The sequence below is a fragment of the Tenebrionibacter intestinalis genome (assembly GCF_016632365.1).
Lineage (GTDB): Bacteria > Pseudomonadota > Gammaproteobacteria > Enterobacterales > Enterobacteriaceae > Tenebrionibacter > Tenebrionibacter intestinalis.
Genome location: NZ_JAEPBH010000002.1, coordinates 60,243 through 79,913 on the forward strand (window position 1 = coordinate 60,243; position 19,671 = coordinate 79,913).

Sequence of the window (19,671 nt, forward strand, 5' to 3'; positions counted from 1 at the left end):
CCTTTCCAGAGCGGCGCGCGGCAGGCGCGCCGCTTTTATTCCCTGACACAATCTGCCTGTTACCGTATCTTTCACTTTGTTTTTTATCCGCATAGCCAGTAACTGTAGTCTGTGTTTTAACTTAACCCTCCGATTTACGCGCAGGCGGGGGAAAACACTTCGTGGCCGGTTGCGCGTTTTCCCTAAATCATCAGCCCATACTCATTGCTTCGCCAAGCTGAAAAATAGGTAGATACATTGCTATGACAAGTGTGCCCGTAACTCCCCCCATAACGAGCATCATGACAGGTTCCAGCGCGGCGGCAAGGCCGTCTGCGCGTTCTTGCGTTCGCCCGGTATGCCAGTCAGCCAGCTTGCTCAGCATAATATCCAGGCTACCGCTCTCTTCACCGGTGCGCGCCAGTTGTATACAAAGTGGTGTGAAAATCTCTGCCTGACTTAACGCGTGTGAAAACGTGTCGCCGTTACGAATGCGCTCGCGCATAGCACGCAATTTTTGTTGCCACCACGGGTGAGTTAATGCCATTTCAGCCGCTTCAATACCCTGAAGCAGCGCAATGCCTGCCTGCTGCGTTAGCGCCAGCGTGGTGTGTATCTGGCACAACCGTTGTCCACGCAACATGTCTGACAACAGCGGTATTTTTAGCAGCAGCCGCTGTTGCGCGTTCTGCCAGCGGGGTTTTCGCCGCACGGTTATCCAGCCAGCAACAGGAATTATAAATAGCGTAAAGCACCAGAGAACGTTGTGCCTTAACCACTCTGACAGCGTAATCAGGTTTTGGGTCAGCCCTGGCAGCGGAGCATTAAAACTTTGGTAAATACTGGCGAATTCGGGCAAAACAAATCCCAGCATCCCGCCGCTTACCAGCAACGCAATAAGCAGTGTGAAAAACGGGTAACGTAATGCTTTATGGACTTTTTTCTTCAGCCGATAGTGTTGCTCTTGCTGAGTGGCCAACTGTTGACAGCATGTGTCCAGCTTGCCGGTCATCTCGCCGGTGTGCAGTAAAGCGATAAACAGCGGCGGGAAGATAGCCGGCCACTGGCCGAGGATGCTGGAGAGCGTTTGCCCCTGCGCAAGCCGATCTGCCGTTTGTTCAAGCAATGCCTGCCATGCGGGAACGGGGTGCTGTCTGGCGAGCAGCCGACACCCGTTATCGAGCGCAACGCCTGCGTGAAGCAGCGCGGCCAACTGGCGCAGGAAATCAATTTTGTTACGCAGACGCCAGCTACGTCGCGGCGAAAAAAACGCCTGTCGTAGCGCGATGGGCGCAAGCTGGCGGGCGAGCAGGCCGGCCAGCGCGTCGGCCCTGTTTATGGCTAACGCATAGCCCTGGCTTAGCGCGCCGCCGGGTTCCAGCGCACGCCAGCGCCAGAGACGGGGATTATTATTTTTCATCGGGTATACCCAACACGCGCCACAATTCATCGAAAGTGGTTAATCCTTGTTGTACAGCGCGAACGCCGTCTTCAAACAGCGTTATCATTCCGCGCTCACGACAAATCTGCTCCAGTGCGGGAACGGATTCACCCGCAATAATCGCGTTTTGCAGGCTGCTGTCTATGGGCATTAACTCAAACAACGCTACTCTGCCGTAATAACCGCTATAGCAGCGTTCGCAGCCCACCGGCAGCCAGTGCGCGACCGGTTCTGGCGATAGCGTATCAGGTAATATTTGTGCCGATGCCGGCTTGCGGCAGTGCGGGCACAGGCGGCGCACCAGGCGTTGAGCGATGATAAGCGCCAGCGCCGAAGCGATCTGCCAGCGCGCCGTACCCATTTGCTCAAGCCGCGTCAGCGTTTGCGCCGTCGACTGAGTGTGCAGCGTTGAGAGGACAAGATGGCCGGTCTGGGCGGCTTTCAGGGCGATTTCTGCTGTTTCCCCATCCCGTATTTCACCAATCATAATGATATCGGGGTCCTGACGCAGTAGCGCACGCAGCACCTTCTGGAAGGTGAGACCCGCTTTAGGGTGGATCTGCGTTTGCGTGAGTCCCTCAAGCGGTATCTCCACAGGATCTTCCACGCAGGCAATATTCACGCCGGGGTGGTTTAACGTGCTGAGCGCGCTGTATAACGTAAGCGTTTTACCGCTGCCGGTCGGGCCGGTAACAAGTATTAGCCCCTGTGGTTTAGCCAGCGCATCCAGAAAGGCGGCAAGCGCGGCAGGCGCCATGCCAAGCGCCTGCGGCGTGAGTGGACGCGATTCCTGGCGTAACAGCCGCAGCACCGCTTTTTCGCCGCCGCGGCAGGGCAGGGTTGATAGCCGTAGTGAGAGCTTTTCACCCTGAATTTCTGTGTCAAACTGGCCATCCTGAGGTAAACGACGTTCGGCAATGTCCAGGTTGCCAAGTATTTTCAGGCGAGCGATAACCGGAGCGCAAATATCGCTGGAAAATTCGCTCAGCGGTTGTAAAACGCCGTCAACGCGTAAACGGACCCGGGCGCCGTTTTCGCCGGGTTCAATGTGGATATCGGATGCGCGCCGCGCCACGGCGCGCTCCAGCGCCTGGTTTATTAGCTCAACAACAGAGTGCCGATCGCCATTAAATAGGGGGTTTTGCTGGCTGTCCTGTAGATATTTTTCCAGCCGCTCCGGGCTCCAGCATTCAATATCCGCGCGTTTGCTGCTGGCGAACGCCAGCGCCTGGGCAAATTCAGTTGAGGGCGCGTTCGCAACGGCGACCCGTATTGTCTCGCCGTTTACGCTCAGAAGCGCCGCATGGTGCTGCTGGCAGATTTTTTTAATCTGTTCTGTTTCCATAACGTCACTCCGCATCAAACCGGAAGATATCGTCACAGGCCTGTTTCAGCGCGCCGTTATCCTGAACCTCGCACACACGTTTCCATCCGCGGATGCCTTCAGCATCGCTCCATTGCGGCGTAAGCGTGACGCCAAGCCCGCTCAAACTTTCCTGGCCGGTAAGGCTAATAACGCCCGCAGAAACGGTCAGCGCGGAAACATAGCGGCTGGTTTTGGGGGCTGGTATGCCGTTTGTTCCTGCAGAGCAGCCGCTTGTTCCGCCATGTTCAAGCGCGCATAGTTCAACGGCGGTGCGGTAAGGAAGAAATGTTTGCAACATATCCGTCAGGGCGGCTTTGCGAAGGTAGTTTTGCCACGCCGGGATCCCAATCGCACTGAGAATGGCGACGATAGCGATAACGATCATCAGTTCTATCAAAGTAAATCCGTGCTGCCTGTCCATGATTATTCTCCTTGTTGTGGTGAGGCTACTGTGCGCCAGAACAGGCTGTGCCGCGATGATGAAAAAACGCATTCGCAGGCTGCGTTCAGCAGAAATTATTTGCGTTGCAGGAATAAGGAAGACGGCGGGAAGCGCGATCGCAAATTACAGAGCGCGCCTGTACAGTTGTAAAGGCGCGCAGCGGGGGGTTACGGTGTGACGAAACGCATGGAGAGATCGAGCGCGCGGATATGCTTGGTTAGCGCCCCTACAGAGATATAGTCAACGCCAGTTTGCGCATAACATTTAAGGGTTTCACGAGTGACGTTACCAGAAACCTCAAGCCGCGCTTTGCCGTGCGCGCGTTTAACCGCTTCGCGCATATCGTCAAGGGTAAAGTTGTCGAGCATAATGATATCTGCGCCGGAGCTTAGCGCCTCATCCAGCTCTTTTAGCGACTCCACTTCCACCTCGACCGGGACGTCGGGATGCAGCCAGAATGCTTTCTCCACGGCCTTGCGCACAGAGCCTGAGGCAATGATATGGTTTTCTTTAATCAAGAATGCGTCGCAAAGCCCCAGGCGATGGTTGGCGCCGCCGCCGCAAAGCACAGCGTATTTGAGCGCCGAGCGCAGCCCCGGTATGGTTTTGCGGGTATCAAGCAACTGTGTGTGCGTGCCGGCAAGCAGGTTGACGCAGGCGCGAACCTCACTGGCGACGCCGGAAAGCGTTTGCACAAAATTAAGCGCGGTACGTTCGCCGGTTAGCAGAATACGTGACGAGCCGCGTAGTTCAAACAGGGTTTGATCCGCGCTAATGGTCTCCCCGTCTTTAACATGCCAGGTAATTTTGACATCGTTGTCTAATTGTATAAAGACTTCTTCAACCCAGCGCTGGCCGCAGAAAACGCCGTTTTCGCGGGTAATAATAGTGGCATGAGACTGGCTTTCGGCCGACAAAAGTTGTGCGGTAATATCATTGCGCGGGTTAACCTCCCCGCCCAGATCTTCGCTCAGCGCCCGTGCTACGGCGTCGGGGATATCGATGCTGATGCGTTCCAGAAGCGCTTCCCGTCGGCGGTCGGGGCTATAACGGCGGGCTGGCATATATAAAACTCCGAAATAGTTGGGTTGAGAGTGAAACATGCTACTCTGAAGCGACGCCAGGTTCCATAGTAAGGAGAGGTTGCATGCAGTTGCAAGCGGGGTGGCTGGAAGGCGCGCGCAGACAGCCTTCACCCCATTTTGATGAGCGGCCTGAAGGGGAAACGCCTTCGCTGCTGGTCGTACACAATATTAGTCTGCCGCCCGGCGTATTTGGCGGGCCGTGGATTGACTATCTGTTTCTTGGCACGCTGAGCCCTGACGCACACCCGTATTTTTCCGACATTGCGCAGTTGCGCGTATCTGCACACTGTTTGATACGCCGGGATGGGGAGATAGTGCAGTATGTTCCGTTTGATAAACGCGCCTGGCACGCAGGCGTTTCCTGCTATCAGGGGCGTGAAAAGTGCAACGACTTTTCGATTGGCATCGAGCTTGAAGGCACTGATACGCTGCCCTATACCGATGCGCAGTATGCCCAACTGGTTGCAGTAACGCAGGCGCTTATCGCGACGTATCCCGCTATCGCTCACCATATGACCGGGCACTGTCATATTGCGCCGCAGCGCAAGACCGATCCCGGGCCGGCCTTTGACTGGGCGCGCTTTCGCGCCGCCTGCGCCCCTTTTATGGATAAGGAGACGTCATGACGCTGTTTACGCTGCTGTTGGTGCTGCTCTGGGAGCGTCTGTTTAAACTCGGCGAGCGCTGGCAACTGGACAACCGGCTTGAAGCGCTGTTTTGTCGTACCCGCCATTTTTCGATGATGCGCACACTTTTGATGACGGCTGTTGCCATGCTGGCGGTATTTCTTTGCATCAGAGCGCTGCACGGGTTTTTCTTCAATGTGCCGCTGCTGGTATTTTGGGTTTTACTCGGCGTGCTGTGTATTGGCGCAGGGCAGGCGCGCCTGCATTATCATCAGTATCTGCTGGCTGCCAGTCATGACGACAGCCATGCGCGGGAGGCGATGGCCAACGAGCTGACGCTGATTCACGGCATACCGCCCGGCAGCAGCGAGGCGGCGTTTTTGCGCGAGCTGCAAAACGCCCTGCTGTGGATTAATTTTCGGTTCTATCTGGCCCCTTTGTTCTGGCTTATCGTTGGCGGGATGTGGGGGCCGGTTACGCTGGGCGGTTACGCTTTCCTGCGCGCCTGGCAGAGCTGGCTGGCGCGTCGATATACGCCGCATCAGCGCCTTCAGTCGGGTATTGATGCCATCCTACACGTGCTGGACTGGGTGCCGGCGCGTCTGGCGGGCGTGGCTTATGCGCTGCTTGGGCATGGTGAAAAGGCGCTTCCCGCGTGGTTGGCCTCGCTGGGTGATATTCATACCTCGCAGTATCAGGTGCTGACGCAACTGGCGCAGTATTCTCTGGCGCGCGATGAGCACGTTGATAAGATAAAGACGCCGAAAGCCGCTGTCTCGATGGCGAAGAAAACAACGTTTGCCATTGTAGTGGTCGTGGCGCTGCTGACGATTTACGGCGCGCTGGTATAACCCCGGTTCGTCACTTTTGCGCGTTTAGTTTAAGCAAAGGGGGAACCAGGCGTACCGGCGTTGCGAAGGCGGCGGCGCGGCTTAATTACTGGCGCTTTATTTACAGGTTAAGCCGCTTAGCGTCTGCCACGGTCTGTTTTGTCGCCTGCTTTCTCCCGCGAGCGTGCGCGATAGTTTTCCGGCTGCCGCAGTTTTTTGCCGCATGCGCAGGAGAGGCGAAGGCGCGCGTTAAGACTGCGCCCGTTGTCGGGCGCAGTCAGATTGTTGACAAAGAAGAAAAAACGGGGTTTTTCCAGATTGTTGACAAAGAAGGAAGAAATGGGGGATTTCCTTCGTTGTGGTAAGCAGGCGAAAATCAATGCGTTGATTTTCTTTATTTTTTATTGAATTTCATCCAACCTGTCTGCGACAGGATGGGGGTTGTCAGCCGTCTCACAACGCCCGTTGCCGGGCGTTGTCCGGCCGCATCAGGCTTTCCGCGCGCGTTGTTTAATGAAGTAACCGATGCCCAGCACAACCAGCCAGAGCGGAATCATAATAACGGATTCACGCATCCCCTGATGGATGCTCATGATGATCAGGATACCGGCCAGAAAAGCCAGGCATAGCCAGTTGCCGAACGGGTACCACAGCGCCTTAAAGCGAGTTTCCACGCCCTGCTGCGCTTTTTTGCGGCGGAACCTGAGGTGCGAGTAGCTAATCATGGCCCAGTTAATGACAAGCGCTGCGACGACCAGCGTCATTAAAAAGCCGAAGGCTTTACCCGGCATCAGGTAATTAATCAGCACGCACAGGGCGGTGGCGGCGGCCGAAACAGCCAGCGCCACGTACGGGACGCCGCGGCGGTCTACCTTCAGCAACGATTTCGGGCCATTACCCTGCTGCGCCAGGCCAAACAGCATGCGGCTGTTGCAGTAAACACAACTGTTGTATACCGACAGCGCGGCCGTTAGCACGACGACGTTGAGCACGTTGGCAATCAGGTTGCTGTCCAGATCGTGGAAAATCATTACAAACGGGCTGGCGCCTTCAACCACTTTGCCCCACGGGTAGAGGGACAGAAGTACGGTCAGCGAGCCGATATAGAAAATCAGCACGCGCCAGATGACCTGGTTTGTCGCCTTTGGGATCGTTTTTTGCGGATTATCGGCTTCGGCTGCGGTAATCCCAACCAGTTCAAGGCCGCCGAAGGAGAACATAATGACCGCCATCGCCATGACCAATCCGCTCACGCCGTAAGGAAAGAAGCCTCCCTGTTGCCAGAGGTTGGTTACTGTTGCGTCCGGGCCGCCTTTACCGCTCAGCAGCAGATAGCCGCCGAACACGATCATGCCAATGATGGCTACCACTTTGATAATGGCGAACCAAAACTCCATCTCACCGTAGATTTTTACGTTTGAAAGATTGATCAGGTTGATAAGCACGAAGAAGCTCAGCGCCGTTATCCAGGTTGGTATATCCGGCCACCAGTACTGAATATATTTGCCCACGGCGGTAAGTTCCGCCATAGCGACAAGCACATAGAGCACCCAGTAGTTCCAGCCGGAGGCAAATCCGGCAAAGTTGCCCCAGTATTTATAGGCGAAATGGCTGAATGAACCGGCGACCGGTTCTTCAACGACCATTTCTCCAAGCTGGCGCATGATGAGGAAGGCGATAAAGCCCCCGATTCCGTATCCCAGAATGACCGATGGTCCTGCCATTTTGATGGTGTCGGCAATGCCTAAAAATAGTCCGGTGCCAATCGCGCCACCCAGCGCAATAAGCTGGATATGGCGGTTTTTAAGGCCGCGCTTTAGCAAATCGCTCTGCTCTTGACCTTCCATTGTGAAAACCTCGTTATGTGGAAAATGCCCCCCTGGTTCGGGCGCAGTGTCAGTTTGTTATGCCGTGTTGTGTATTATTTTCTTTACGGGGACAGCGGCGTTATTTTTCGGCGCTTACTACCGCCTGGCAAAGAATAGTGGTAAGCGCCGCCGAATGCACCTGCTTTCTGTAATGGTTGGGTTGGTTGCTCAAAAAGCCAGCATTATATTTACGCGGGGGACGGGCTGGCATGCTTATGGTGTCGTAAATTGGTAAGACCTAAAGAAGTGATTCCGGAATTGAAACGCTTCAGTTATCATTTTTTTATAATTATTGATAAGGAATTTTAACGGTTTTCGTAAACGTAGTCATATTAAAACGTTAACTTATTGATAGTAAACAAGTGTAAATTTGTTAAAAAATGGCATGTTTCATGATTTGAATCAAACCGCGATAGACAGTTGGTGAATACTTTGTTACTTTAACGGCACGAACGTGAAATTGGTCATACCAATTAACTCCATGCTAATGGCAGAAGACAGAGAATCATGGCCTACAGCAAAATCCGCCAACCAAAACTATCCGATGTGATTGAGCAGCAGTTGGAGTTCCTGATTCTTGAGGGGACGCTACGCCCCGGCGAAAAACTCCCACCTGAGCGCGAACTGGCCAGGCAGTTTGATGTCTCGCGCCCCTCGCTGCGCGAAGCTATTCAACGACTTGAAGCTAAAGGCTTGCTGCTACGCCGCCAGGGCGGCGGAACGTTTGTGCAGAACAGCCTGTGGAAGAGCTTTAGCGACCCGCTGGCGGCGTTGTTGAACGATCATCCCGAATCTCAGTTCGATTTACTGGAAACGCGCCACGCGCTGGAAGGCATCGCGGCCTACTACGCCGCGCTGCGCGGGACCGATGAAGACATGGCGCGGCTGCGCGATTGCCAGCGCGATATCGAAAAGGCGCAACAGGCCGGCGACCTTGATGCGGAGTCCGAAGCGGTGCTGAAGTACCAAATTGCTGTAACAGAAGCTGCGCATAATGTGGTTCTGCTACATTTATTGCGCTGCATGGAGCCCATGCTGGCGCAGAACGTTCGTCAGAATTTTGAATTGCTCTACGCGAGGCGGGAAATGCTGCCTCTCGTGAGCGGTCACCGCGCCCGAATTTTCGAGGCGATTGTGGCCAGGGAACCGGAGCGGGCGCGTGAAGCTTCGCACCGCCACCTGGCGTTTATTGAAGAAATACTGCTGGAGCGCAGCCGTGAGCAGTCCCGCCGTGAACGCTCGCTGCGCCGCCTTCAGCAACGCAAGGATTAAATTTAGCGTTGCCGGTATTAACCTCAAAGCGCCCGTATCAGTGCGCGGCAACTAAACTTAGAACCTGTCTTATTGCGCTTTTGTACAGAGCGCAATGGGGCAGGTTCCAGACTACAATCAACATATTAGACAGATAAGGAATCCCCCATGTCAGAACGTGTCCAGAATGACGTGGATCCGATCGAAACTCGCGACTGGCTACAGGCGATCGAATCGGTCATCCGTGAAGAAGGTGTTGAACGCGCGCAGTTTCTGATTGATCAGGTACTGAGCGAAGCCCGTAAAGGCGGCGTTAAAGTCGCGGCCGGCACGGGTGTAAGCAACTACGTGAACACGATTCCCGTTGAAGACGAGCCTGAATATCCAGGGAACCTGGACCTGGAGCGCCGCATTCGTTCCGCTATTCGCTGGAACGCCATCATGACCGTGCTGCGGGCATCCAAAAAAGATCTGGAGCTGGGCGGCCATATGGCGTCCTTCCAGTCTTCCGCCACCATTTACGAAGTGTGCTTTAACCACTTCTTCCGCGCGCGCAACGACAAAGACGGCGGCGATCTGGTGTATTTCCAGGGCCATATCTCTCCAGGCATTTACGCGCGTGCGTTCCTGGAAGGGCGTTTGACTGAAGAACAAATGAATAACTTCCGTCAGGAAGTTCACGGTAAAGGGCTGCCTTCTTATCCGCATCCAAAACTGTTGCCGGAGTTCTGGCAGTTCCCGACCGTTTCTATGGGGCTTGGCCCGATCGGCGCTATCTACCAGGCGAAGTTCCTGAAGTATCTGGAGCACCGTGGACTAAAAGATACCTCTGAACAAACCGTTTACGCCTTCCTCGGCGACGGCGAAATGGATGAGCCGGAATCCAAAGGCGCTATCACCATCGCCACCCGCGAGAAGCTGGATAACCTGTGCTTTATTATCAACTGTAACCTGCAGCGGCTTGATGGACCGGTAACCGGTAACGGCAAGATAGTCAACGAACTGGAAGGTATCTTCGCCGGCGCTGGCTGGAACGTTATCAAGGTGATGTGGGGCGGCCGTTGGGATGAGCTGCTGCGCAAAGACACCAGCGGCAAACTGATTCAACTGATGAACGAAACCGTTGACGGCGACTACCAGACCTTCAAATCCAAAGACGGCGCTTACGTGCGCGAGCACTTCTTCGGCAAATACCCGGAAACCGCGGCCCTGGTGGCGGACTGGACGGACGAGCAGATTTGGGCGCTAAACCGCGGCGGCCACGATCCGAAGAAAGTTTACGCCGCGCTGAAAAAAGCGCAGGAAACCAAAGGCAAAGCTACCGTTATCCTGGCCCATACCATTAAAGGTTACGGCATGGGCGACTCCGCAGAAGGCAAGAACATCGCGCATCAGGTGAAGAAGATGAACATGGACGGCGTGCGCTATGTGCGTGACCGCTTCAGCGTGCCGGTTGCCGATGCCGAACTGGAAAAACTGCCGTACATTACCTTCCCGGAAGGTTCTGATGAATACAAATACCTGCATGAACGCCGCCAGGCGCTGAAGGGCTACCTGCCGTCTCGCCAGACTCAATTCACCGAGACGCTGGAGTTGCCCGCGCTGCAGGATTTCGGTCAGCTACTGGAAGAGCAGAGCAAAGAGATCTCCACCACTATCGCTTTCGTGCGCGCTCTGAACGTAATGCTCAAGAACAAATCAATCAAAGACCGACTGGTTCCGATCATCGCCGATGAAGCGCGTACCTTCGGTATGGAAGGTTTGTTCCGCCAGATTGGTATTTACAGCCCGAACGGCCAGCAGTATACCCCGCAGGACCGTGAGCAGGTGGCTTACTACAAAGAAGACGAGAAAGGCCAGATTCTGCAGGAAGGAATCAACGAGTTGGGCGCAGGCGCATCGTGGCTTGCTGCGGCGACCTCTTACAGCACCAACAACCTGCCGATGATTCCGTTTTATATTTACTACTCTATGTTCGGGTTCCAGCGTATCGGCGATCTGTGCTGGCAGGCGGGCGACCAGCAGGCGCGCGGCTTCCTGATTGGCGGCACCTCCGGGCGCACGACGCTCAATGGCGAAGGCCTGCAGCACGAAGACGGTCACAGCCATATCCAGTCGCTGACTATCCCGAACTGTATCTCCTACGATCCGGCTTACGCGTACGAAGTTGCCGTGATCATGCACGACGGCCTGGAGCGTATGTATGGTGAGAAGCAGGAGAACGTTTACTACTACATCACTACGCTGAATGAAAACTATCACATGCCGGCGATGCCGCAAGGGGCTGAAGAAGGTATCCGTAAAGGTATCTACAGGCTCGAAACGCTTGAGGGTAGCAAAGGTAAAGTTCAGCTACTGGGCTCTGGCTCCATTCTGCGTCACGTGCGTGAAGCGGCTCAGATTCTGGCGAAAGATTATGGCGTAGGTTCAGATGTCTATAGCGTTACGTCCTTTACCGAACTGGCTCGCGATGGCCAGGACTGCGAGCGCTGGAACATGCTGCACCCGCTGGAAACCCCGCGCGTACCGTATATCGCTCAGGTGATGAACGATGCGCCGGCGGTCGCCTCCACGGACTATATGAAGCTGTTCGCCGAACAGGTTCGTACCTATGTTCCGGCAGATGACTATCGCGTGCTGGGCACCGACGGCTTTGGCCGCTCTGACAGCCGTGAAAACCTGCGTCACCACTTTGAAGTGGATGCTTCCTATGTCGTGGTCGCCGCTCTGGGCGAACTGGCGAAACGTGGTGAAATCGATAAGAACGTGGTGGCGGACGCAATCGCTAAATTCAATATCGATGCAGAAAAAGTTAACCCGCGTCTGGCGTAAGAGGGATAAGAACAATGGCTATCGAAATCAACGTGCCGGATATCGGGTCTGATGAAGTCGAAATCACCGAGATTCTGGTTAAAGTGGGCGATAAAGTAGAAGCGGAACAGTCGCTTATCACTGTGGAAGGTGACAAGGCGTCTATGGAAGTGCCGTCGCCGCAGGCGGGTATCGTGAAGGAAATCAAAGTTTCCGTTGGCGACAAAACCGAGACGGGCAAGCTTATCATGATTTTCGATTCCGCTGACGGTGCGGCTGATGCCGCGCCTGCTAAGGCAGAAGAGAAGAAAGAAGCGGCCCCGGCAGCGGCGCCTGCGGCAGCGGCGGCAAAAGATGTCAACGTGCCGGATATCGGCGGCGATGAAGTCGAAGTCACTGAAGTGATGGTGAAGGTTGGCGATAAAGTTGACGCCGAGCAGTCGCTTATCACCGTAGAAGGCGATAAAGCCTCTATGGAAGTGCCGGCGCCGTTTGCCGGCACCGTAAAAGAGATCAAAGTGAAAACCGGCGATAAAGTCTCTACCGGCTCGCTGATTATGGTCTTTGACGTGGAAGAGGCAGCTTCTGGCGCGCCGCAGGCTAAAGCAGAAGCGGCCGCGCCTGCGCCTGCGCCGGCGGCCTCCGGCGCGAAAGATGTTAACGTGCCGGATATCGGCGGCGATGAAGTCGAAGTGACCGAAGTGATGGTGAAAGTGGGCGATAAAGTTGCCGCTGAACAGTCGCTGATTACGGTTGAAGGCGACAAGGCCTCTATGGAAGTCCCGGCGCCGTTCGCCGGCACGGTGAAAGAGATCAAAATCAGCACTGGCGACAAAGTGAAAACCGGCTCGCTGATTATGGTCTTCGATGTGGAAGGCGCGGCGCCTGCCGCGGCGCCGGCTAAACAGGAGACTGTGGCGCCTGCGCCGAAAGCGCAAGCCCCGGCTGCGCCTGCTGAGAAAGCGCAAAGCAAATCTGAATTTACTGAAAATGACGCATATGTGCACGCCACGCCGGTGATTCGTCGCCTGGCGCGCGAATTTGGCGTTAACCTGGCGAAGGTTAAAGGCACCGGTCGTAAAGGCCGTATTCTGCGTGAAGACGTTCAGGCCTATGTGAAAGACGCGGTGAAACGCGCCGAGTCCGCCCCAGCAGGCGCGGCCGGCGGCGGCCTGCCGGGTATGCTGCCGTGGCCGAAAGTGGACTTCAGCAAGTTTGGTGAAATTGAAGAAGTGGAACTTGGCCGTATCCAGAAAATTTCTGGCGCTAACCTGAGCCGTAACTGGGTGATGATCCCGCATGTTACCCATTTCGACAAAACGGATATCACCGATCTGGAAGCGTTCCGTAAGCAGCAGAACGCCGAAGCTGAGAAGCGTAAGCTGGATGTGAAATACACCCCGGTTGTCTTCATTATGAAAGCCGTTGCTGCGGCCCTTGAGCAGATGCCGCGCTTTAACAGTTCGCTGTCTGAAGATGGCCAGAAGCTGACGTTAAAGAAATACATTAACATCGGCGTGGCGGTGGATACCCCGAACGGGCTGGTGGTTCCGGTCTTTAAAGATGTGAACAAGAAGAGCGTGACCGAACTCTCCCGTGAGCTGATCGCTATCTCTAAAAAAGCGCGTGATGGTAAGCTGACCGCTGGCGAAATGCAGGGCGGCTGCTTTACTATCTCCAGTATCGGCGGCCTGGGCACCACTCATTTTGCGCCGATCGTGAACGCGCCGGAAGTGGCTATCCTTGGCGTGTCTAAATCGGCGATGGAGCCTGTGTGGAATGGTAAAGAGTTCGTTCCGCGTCTGATGTTGCCGATTTCACTGTCCTTCGACCACCGCGTGATTGACGGTGCTGATGGTGCGCGTTTTATCACTATCATCAATAACATGCTGTCAGACATCCGCCGTCTGGTGATGTAATAAAAAAGCCGGCCTTTCGGCCGGCTTTTTTCTGGTAAGCTGTGGTTTTATCACAGACTGCCGTGATTACGGATAAATCGATTGTCGCTTATTGTTTTAAAGATTTTAACAATTTTGTAAACTGTTGCGGCAAGACACGTCCCGGTGGAACAGGGCGTTAATAAAAACAATCCCTGCGGCCCGGTTCTTCTTCCTGGTTGCCTGGAAAATAACGTCAGACCCGCCGGAAACCAATTAAGAGGTCATGATGAGTACTGAAATCAAAACTCAGGTCGTGGTACTTGGGGCAGGCCCGGCGGGATATTCCGCCGCCTTCCGTTGCGCTGACTTAGGTCTGGAAACCGTACTGGTAGAACGCTACAGCACCCTCGGCGGCGTTTGTCTGAACGTGGGCTGTATCCCTTCTAAAGCTCTGCTGCATGTTGCTAAAGTTATCGAAGAAGCTAAGGCGCTGGCCGATCACGGTATTGTTTTCGGCGAGCCGAAAACCGATATCGACAAAATTCGTACCTGGAAAGAGAAAGTCATCACCCAGCTAACCGGCGGTCTGGCGGGCATGGCAAAAGGCCGTAAGGTCAAAGTGGTCAACGGCCTGGGTAAATTCACCGGTGCGAATACGCTGGAGGTGGACGGTGAAAATGGCAAAACCGTCGTCAACTTTGACAACGCGATCATCGCCGCCGGTTCCCGCCCGATTCAACTGCCGTTTATCCCGCATGAAGACCCGCGCGTTTGGGATTCTACCGATGCGCTGGAGCTGAAATCCGTACCGAAACGCCTGCTGGTTATGGGCGGTGGGATTATCGGCCTGGAAATGGGAACGGTGTATCACGCGCTGGGTTCGGAAATTGACGTGGTTGAAATGTTCGACCAGGTGATCCCGGCGGCTGACAAAGACGTGGTAAAAGTCTTTACTAAGCGTATCAGCAAGAAGTTCAACCTGATGCTGGAAACCAAAGTCACAGCCGTTGAAGCCAAAGAAGACGGTATTTACGTCTCTATGGAAGGCAAGAAAGCGCCGGCTGAACCACAGCGTTATGACGCAGTGCTGGTAGCGATTGGCCGTGTGCCGAACGGCAAAAACCTGGATGCGGGCAAAGCGGGCGTGGAAGTGGACGAACGCGGCTTTATCCACGTTGACAAGCAGATGCGTACTAACGTGCCGCATATTTTCGCTATCGGCGATATCGTCGGCCAGCCGATGCTGGCGCATAAAGGCGTGCATGAAGGCCACGTCGCGGCTGAAGTTATTGCCGGCATGAAGCACTACTTCGACCCGAAAGTTATTCCGTCCATCGCCTACACCGAGCCGGAAGTGGCGTGGGTGGGCATGACTGAAAAAGAAGCGAAAGAGAAGGGTATCAGTTTTGAGACGTCTACTTTCCCCTGGGCGGCCTCCGGCCGGGCTATCGCTTCTGACTGCGCAGACGGCATGACCAAGCTGATTTTTGACAAAGAAACCCACCGCGTGATCGGTGGCGCGATTGTCGGCACCAACGGCGGCGAGCTGCTGGGTGAAATCGGCCTGGCGATTGAAATGGGCTGTGATGCGGAAGATATTGCGCTGACCATCCATGCGCACCCGACGCTGCACGAGTCAGTCGGCCTGGCAGCCGAAGTGTATGAGGGCAGCATTACCGATCTGCCAAACCCGAAAGCAAAGAAAAAGTAATCTTCGCTTTACGTCATAAGCGGCCCTGCGGGGCCGTTTTTTATGGGATTAACAACGTTTAGTTTGAGTGCGTTGCGCATGCGGGCGCTTGCAGACGCGCACCGTAAACCAGGCTTCTGCTCAAAGGGCGCCTAAAAAAGGCGATAAAACAAAAAAGTATATCAGCCCGGCAATAATGGCCATAATGATTAACGTGATGAATCCCGGCAACCCTTCGGTCTCTAATTTAAAAAGCATTATGATAATTAATATAAGTAATATAAAGAAAATAAAAGCTGCGGGTAATAATATAAATACCATTTCACCATCCCTGAATGCGTGCTTCGTTTACCTGTTGTTTTATTTACCTTGTCGGCATTACGCTCAAACGTTCATTTCCAGACGGTTATATTCTCACAAAATTCAGTTAAACGCATAAAGTTAAATTGCGTAGGGTATATTCGCGGTAGTTACTGAGCATGATATAAAATTGGCGCAGGGAGCGTGCAATATGCAGGGAAGGTGGAAAACAATACTGCTGTTAGCTTTTTTATTATCAGGCTGTGGGCCGGTTGAAATAACCGATAAGCCTGGCGGCGAGCCGGTTAGCTACGTGGCGGCCAATCTGCTGGGCTATAACCCTATGGCAGGCACTAATATCAACTGGTTTTCGGTAAACGGCTACCGGGGGCGTACCGGGGGATTTACCTGCTGCGTGTCGCTGCCGGAAAAATGGCAGCCCCATATGAAGGTGGCGGTTGAATGGGAGGTTAACCCAAATCCGTTTCCTAAGGATATCCCCAGATACAGTGACCCGAAGTATGACGCTTATATGAAAAAATATAAGGCTAACTTCCGTCAATATAAAGCGGTCGCCACTATCCCTGAATATAAGGAATCCTGCGGCCTGCAGGTGCATTTTTTACCCTGCCGGCAGGTGAAGGTGACCGCCACCTGCCACGGTGTGGAGCACCCCGACCACCCGATTAAGGAGCCTTTTGATTTGCCAGAGCCTGCCCGCTGCTTAACTGAAAACCCCTTAAAAACGACTTAATAACGAGTATATTTTATCACCGTGGCCGATAATCAGGGCCATAACCGCTAAAACAGAGGATGCGCAATATGCAGGGAAGGTGGAAAACAACACTGCTGTTAGCTTTTTTATTATCAGGCTGTGGGCCGGTTGAAAAAACCGATAAGCCTGGCGGCGAGCCGGTTAGCTACGTGGCGGCCAATCTGCTGGGCTATAACCATATGGCAGGCACCAAAATTAACTGGTTTTCGGTAAACGGCTACCGGGGGCGCACCGGGGGATTTACCTGCTGCGTGTCGCTGCCGGAAAAATGGCAGCCCCATATGAAGGTGGCGGTTGAATGGGAGGTTAACCCAAATCCGTTTCCCAGGGACTTACCCGAATTTAATGACCCGAAGTATGACGCTTATATGAAAAAATATAAGGCTAACTACCGTCAATATAAAGCGGTCGCTACTATCCCTGAATATGAGGAATCCTGCGGCCTGCAGGTGCATTTTCTACCCTGCCGGCAGGTGAAGGTGACCGCCACCTGTCACGGTGTGGAGCACCCCGACCACCCGATTAAGGAGCCTTTCGATTTGCCGGAGCCTGCCCAATGCCCTCAATAATAGATTCGCTAAAAGAACGTTTTGGTAATAACCAGTTTACCACCACCGGCGAACCGTGCTGGGTGCCGCCAGCGTTTCCGGAACGGGGGCGATTGCCTTTAACCCATAAGCAGGTTATCGCCAATATAAAAAAAATAGAACGGGAAGAAACGCAATATCGCCAGCAGGCCCGCCGGGAGAAGGGCAACCCCTGCTGCAAGAGCCTGCATATCAGCCTGTTTTTTGACGGCACCAACAATAATGAGCCAAAAGATACCGCCAGCACCCCGCCGCACCCCTCCAACGTGGCAAAGCTGTACCACGCCTGCGCTCCTGAAAACCGCAGGGCAAATGAGTATGGCTTCTACGCGTTCTATATTCCCGGCGTCGGCACGCCCTTCCCGCAGATTGGCACCTATGACTATTACTCAACCGGCCTGCAGTTTGCGGTGGGGGGAGAAGACCGGATCAACTGGGGGCTGGTGCAACTGTGCAATGCCCTGAACCACACCGTTACAAAAGGTTTTCTGGGTAACGGCAGGATGAAATTGGCGATTCAGGAGATGAATGGCCAGGAAAGCACGCGTCGTTCAGAAGAGCTGCGCCGGCTTGCCGAAACCCGCTACAGCGGCGCTTATAACCGTGAAGAAGTAAACCAGGCGTATTTCGCTTCGCGTAATGAACTGAACGACCTGAAGCGGCTGCGCATTCGCACTATGGAGCAACTGTTAACGCCGGTGCGCGAAAAGTTTGTGCGGGCGCAATGCAAGACTGTGGCGATAAAGCTGTTTGTGTACGGCTTTTCCCGCGGCGCGGCGGAAGCCCGCGCTTTTACCAGTTGGCTGGATGAGGCGCTGGCGGCGGGGCTGCTCGGCTTCCCGGCAGGAACGCTGCTGGGGGTAAAGGTTTCGGTAGAGTTTTTAGGGCTGTTTGATACCGTGCCGGCGGTAGGGGTGGCCAACGTAGTGCCGGGGTTTACCGGCCACAACGGCTGGGCGGGGCAGACGCAGCCGCTGCCGCAGGCCGGGTTAATCAAGCGCTGTTGCCACTTTGTGGCGGCCCACGAGCAGCGCCAGGCGTTTTCGCTGGATTCCATCCGCACCGCCGCAGGCGGCTATTTGCCCCACACCCGGGAGGTGGTCTACCCCGGTATGCACTCCGACGTTGGCGGCGGCTACCCGCCTGGTGACCAGGGCAAAAGCCGCGGCGGCGCGGGAGAGTTGTTATCGCAAATTACCCTGCATGATATGTACGCGGCGGCGATTGACGCCGGGGCGCCGTTGACATTAGCCCCCCAGGTATTTGCGTTGTTACATCGGGAGCTAAGAAGCATTTACGCATTCAGAGAGATGGATGGTGATGTTGCCGATGAATTTATACTCTCCCCCCAAATGGTCGCCACCTTTAACAACTGGCGTTCCATGCTCAGACTCGATAATCAGCAGGAAGATCCGCTGGCGGACGACGCAATCTATGTGCCGTTTCGCTTTGAATCGGCCTGCCTGGAAGAGATGGTGGAAGCGGAAATGATCTGGCTGACCGGCTGGCGCATTGCGCGCTTTGCGTCGCCCAGGACATCGGCGATGAATATCACCTCGCAGCCCTTTTTCCAGCATGCCTCCCAGAACCCGGAGATAACCGCGCAGCCCTATGAAGCAGGCTTTAGCCAGCAGGCGCAGCGCGCGCTGGCCCGCGAGTGGGCGCTTCAGAAGTGTAAGACGGGGGCGTTAGAGGCGTTGCGGAAAAAAGAAGTGGCAGAACGCTTAATTAATCACGATCCGGACTGGTTTCCCGGCAGCAACCTCACGGGAGAGCCCTTGTTCGATGCCAATAACGCTCGCTGCCAGCTCTGGGAAGCCGCAACAGAGTTTGCGGCGGATTATGCGCGTAAGCTTCGCCCTGAACCCCTGTTTAAGCCTGTTATGAATCTAAAAAAACGGGGGGCTATCGACCCGGCGACCTGTACCATTGCAGCGAACGTAGAAAGCGGCTTTTCCTGGTACGTTAGTGGATTGGCGACGGTATTACAGAAACTGGATCCTCAACTCTCCCGTAGCGCCTACATTTATACCCATCAGGTTGAATCCTATGAATATCTGCGCTTTAAATCGGCGGGCGAGTACCGGTTTCGCCAGTATATTGAGCCTTGTCTGCTAAAGAGAGAGCAGAACGATAAAATCGCCGGGCTGATAAACCTGTACGATAACTATGTTCATGATTCCAGAGCCTGGTTTATGCATTCGGAAAGCGGCGTCAGGGAGCCTTTCGGCAGCTACTTTTTATCCCGCATGATTTACTTCGGGGATAAATGGAATAAAGCCGTTCAACTGCGCTTTGACGGGCAAACCATGCCGGGCATCAGCGAAGCTCTTCAGGATAAGGCCGTTTTCGCCCATGTTCCGACATATGGCGTAAAGGTTTTTCACCGTGAAACCGGGCAGGAGATTGCCGTTGATGAAAGCAGCCTGCCCGCGCCGACCCATGAGTTTATCGCGCAGATAATCCCCCTTGTTAAGCAGCGTCGGCAGGAAAGGGATATCGCCCGGCGTGAGTTCATCGCCAGGGAACTCAACAGGATATGGTATTCTTAAACAGCGGCATGTCATCGTGATACTACAGCGGGCAAGTCTGTGATTTTCCCGCTTTATAGTTAACAGATGAAAATCAACGCGCGGGCTTGACTGTTTTATTTTTCTGAGTGTTCGGGCTGGGATTGTGCTGCCTGGAATGCGTCAACGACCTTATGCGTCGTTTATTATTATATGCTTGCCCGCAGCCT

The 19,671-nt window shown here is 54.5% G+C and carries 14 protein-coding genes; 9 read left to right on the top strand and 5 right to left on the bottom strand.

Annotated elements, in window-relative coordinates:
- Positions 1–190: 190 nt before the first annotated feature.
- The 4 genes from hofC to nadC all read right to left on the bottom strand — a co-directional run bounded on the left by hofC (position 191) and on the right by nadC (position 4,292).
- The gene (gene hofC / locus JJB97_RS01250) at positions 191–1,399 is read right to left on the bottom strand and encodes a protein transport protein HofC (protein WP_238711988.1); all 1,209 of its coding nucleotides are present in this window, start codon (positions 1,397–1,399) and stop codon (positions 191–193) included.
- Positions 1,389–2,765 carry a type II secretion system protein GspE gene (gene gspE, locus JJB97_RS01255; protein WP_238711989.1) on the bottom strand — a complete coding sequence of 459 codons (1,377 nt, stop codon included), beginning with the start codon at positions 2,763–2,765 and terminating at the stop codon, positions 1,389–1,391. The genes hofC and gspE overlap by 11 nt, the downstream gene beginning before the upstream one ends.
- Before the next feature lie 4 nt (positions 2,766–2,769).
- Positions 2,770–3,207: a prepilin peptidase-dependent pilin gene (gene ppdD / locus JJB97_RS01260; protein ID WP_238711990.1), complete on the bottom strand. Its 438-nt coding sequence runs from the start codon at positions 3,205–3,207 to the stop codon at positions 2,770–2,772.
- A gap of 188 nt (positions 3,208–3,395) precedes the next feature.
- On the bottom strand, positions 3,396–4,292 hold the full coding sequence (nadC, locus tag JJB97_RS01265; protein WP_238711991.1) for a carboxylating nicotinate-nucleotide diphosphorylase: 897 nt from the start codon (positions 4,290–4,292) through the stop codon (positions 3,396–3,398).
- Positions 4,293–4,375: 83 nt separating this feature from the next.
- Here nadC and ampD point away from each other — a divergent pair, with 83 nt between their 5' ends.
- Both ampD and ampE read left to right on the top strand, forming a co-directional pair.
- Positions 4,376–4,939 carry a 1,6-anhydro-N-acetylmuramyl-L-alanine amidase AmpD gene (gene ampD / locus JJB97_RS01270; RefSeq protein ID WP_238711992.1) on the top strand — a complete coding sequence of 188 codons (564 nt, stop codon included), beginning with the start codon at positions 4,376–4,378 and terminating at the stop codon, positions 4,937–4,939.
- Complete coding sequence (ampE, locus tag JJB97_RS01275; protein WP_238711993.1) at positions 4,936–5,790, top strand: beta-lactamase regulator AmpE; 855 nt, start codon at positions 4,936–4,938, stop codon at positions 5,788–5,790. Before ampD ends, ampE begins: the two co-directional genes overlap by 4 nt.
- Positions 5,791–6,257: 467 nt before the next feature.
- On the opposite strand, the gene JJB97_RS01280 is transcribed toward ampE, so the two are convergent.
- Entirely contained in the window at positions 6,258–7,616 is a 1,359-nt protein-coding gene (locus tag JJB97_RS01280) for an amino acid permease (protein ID WP_238711994.1), read from the bottom strand.
- Positions 7,617–8,144: 528 nt separating this feature from the next.
- Between JJB97_RS01280 and pdhR the strand changes: the two genes are divergently transcribed.
- From pdhR to JJB97_RS01315, 7 genes are all read left to right on the top strand, one after another.
- Positions 8,145–8,909 (top strand): pyruvate dehydrogenase complex transcriptional repressor PdhR, encoded by a 765-nt coding sequence (gene pdhR, locus JJB97_RS01285; RefSeq protein WP_238711995.1) that lies wholly within the window; start codon positions 8,145–8,147, stop codon positions 8,907–8,909.
- 147 nt (positions 8,910–9,056) lie between these two features.
- A complete protein-coding gene (gene aceE, locus JJB97_RS01290; RefSeq protein ID WP_238711996.1) occupies positions 9,057–11,720 on the top strand; it encodes a pyruvate dehydrogenase (acetyl-transferring), homodimeric type in 2,664 nt (887 codons plus the stop codon).
- Positions 11,721–11,734: 14 nt separating this feature from the next.
- A complete protein-coding gene (aceF, locus tag JJB97_RS01295) occupies positions 11,735–13,618 on the top strand; it encodes a pyruvate dehydrogenase complex dihydrolipoyllysine-residue acetyltransferase (RefSeq protein ID WP_238711997.1) in 1,884 nt (627 codons plus the stop codon).
- A gap of 247 nt (positions 13,619–13,865) precedes the next feature.
- Positions 13,866–15,290 carry a dihydrolipoyl dehydrogenase gene (lpdA, locus tag JJB97_RS01300; protein WP_238712076.1) on the top strand — a complete coding sequence of 475 codons (1,425 nt, stop codon included), beginning with the start codon at positions 13,866–13,868 and terminating at the stop codon, positions 15,288–15,290.
- A gap of 490 nt (positions 15,291–15,780) precedes the next feature.
- Positions 15,781–16,323, top strand: coding sequence for a DUF3304 domain-containing protein (locus JJB97_RS01305; protein ID WP_238711998.1), 543 nt, complete (start codon positions 15,781–15,783; stop codon positions 16,321–16,323).
- Positions 16,324–16,391: 68 nt separating this feature from the next.
- Entirely contained in the window at positions 16,392–16,913 is a 522-nt protein-coding gene (locus JJB97_RS01310) for a DUF3304 domain-containing protein (protein WP_238711999.1), read from the top strand.
- The gene (locus JJB97_RS01315; RefSeq protein ID WP_238712000.1) at positions 16,901–19,483 is read left to right on the top strand and encodes a T6SS phospholipase effector Tle1-like catalytic domain-containing protein; all 2,583 of its coding nucleotides are present in this window, start codon (positions 16,901–16,903) and stop codon (positions 19,481–19,483) included. Before JJB97_RS01310 ends, JJB97_RS01315 begins: the two co-directional genes overlap by 13 nt.
- Positions 19,484–19,671: the final 188 nt, after the last annotated feature.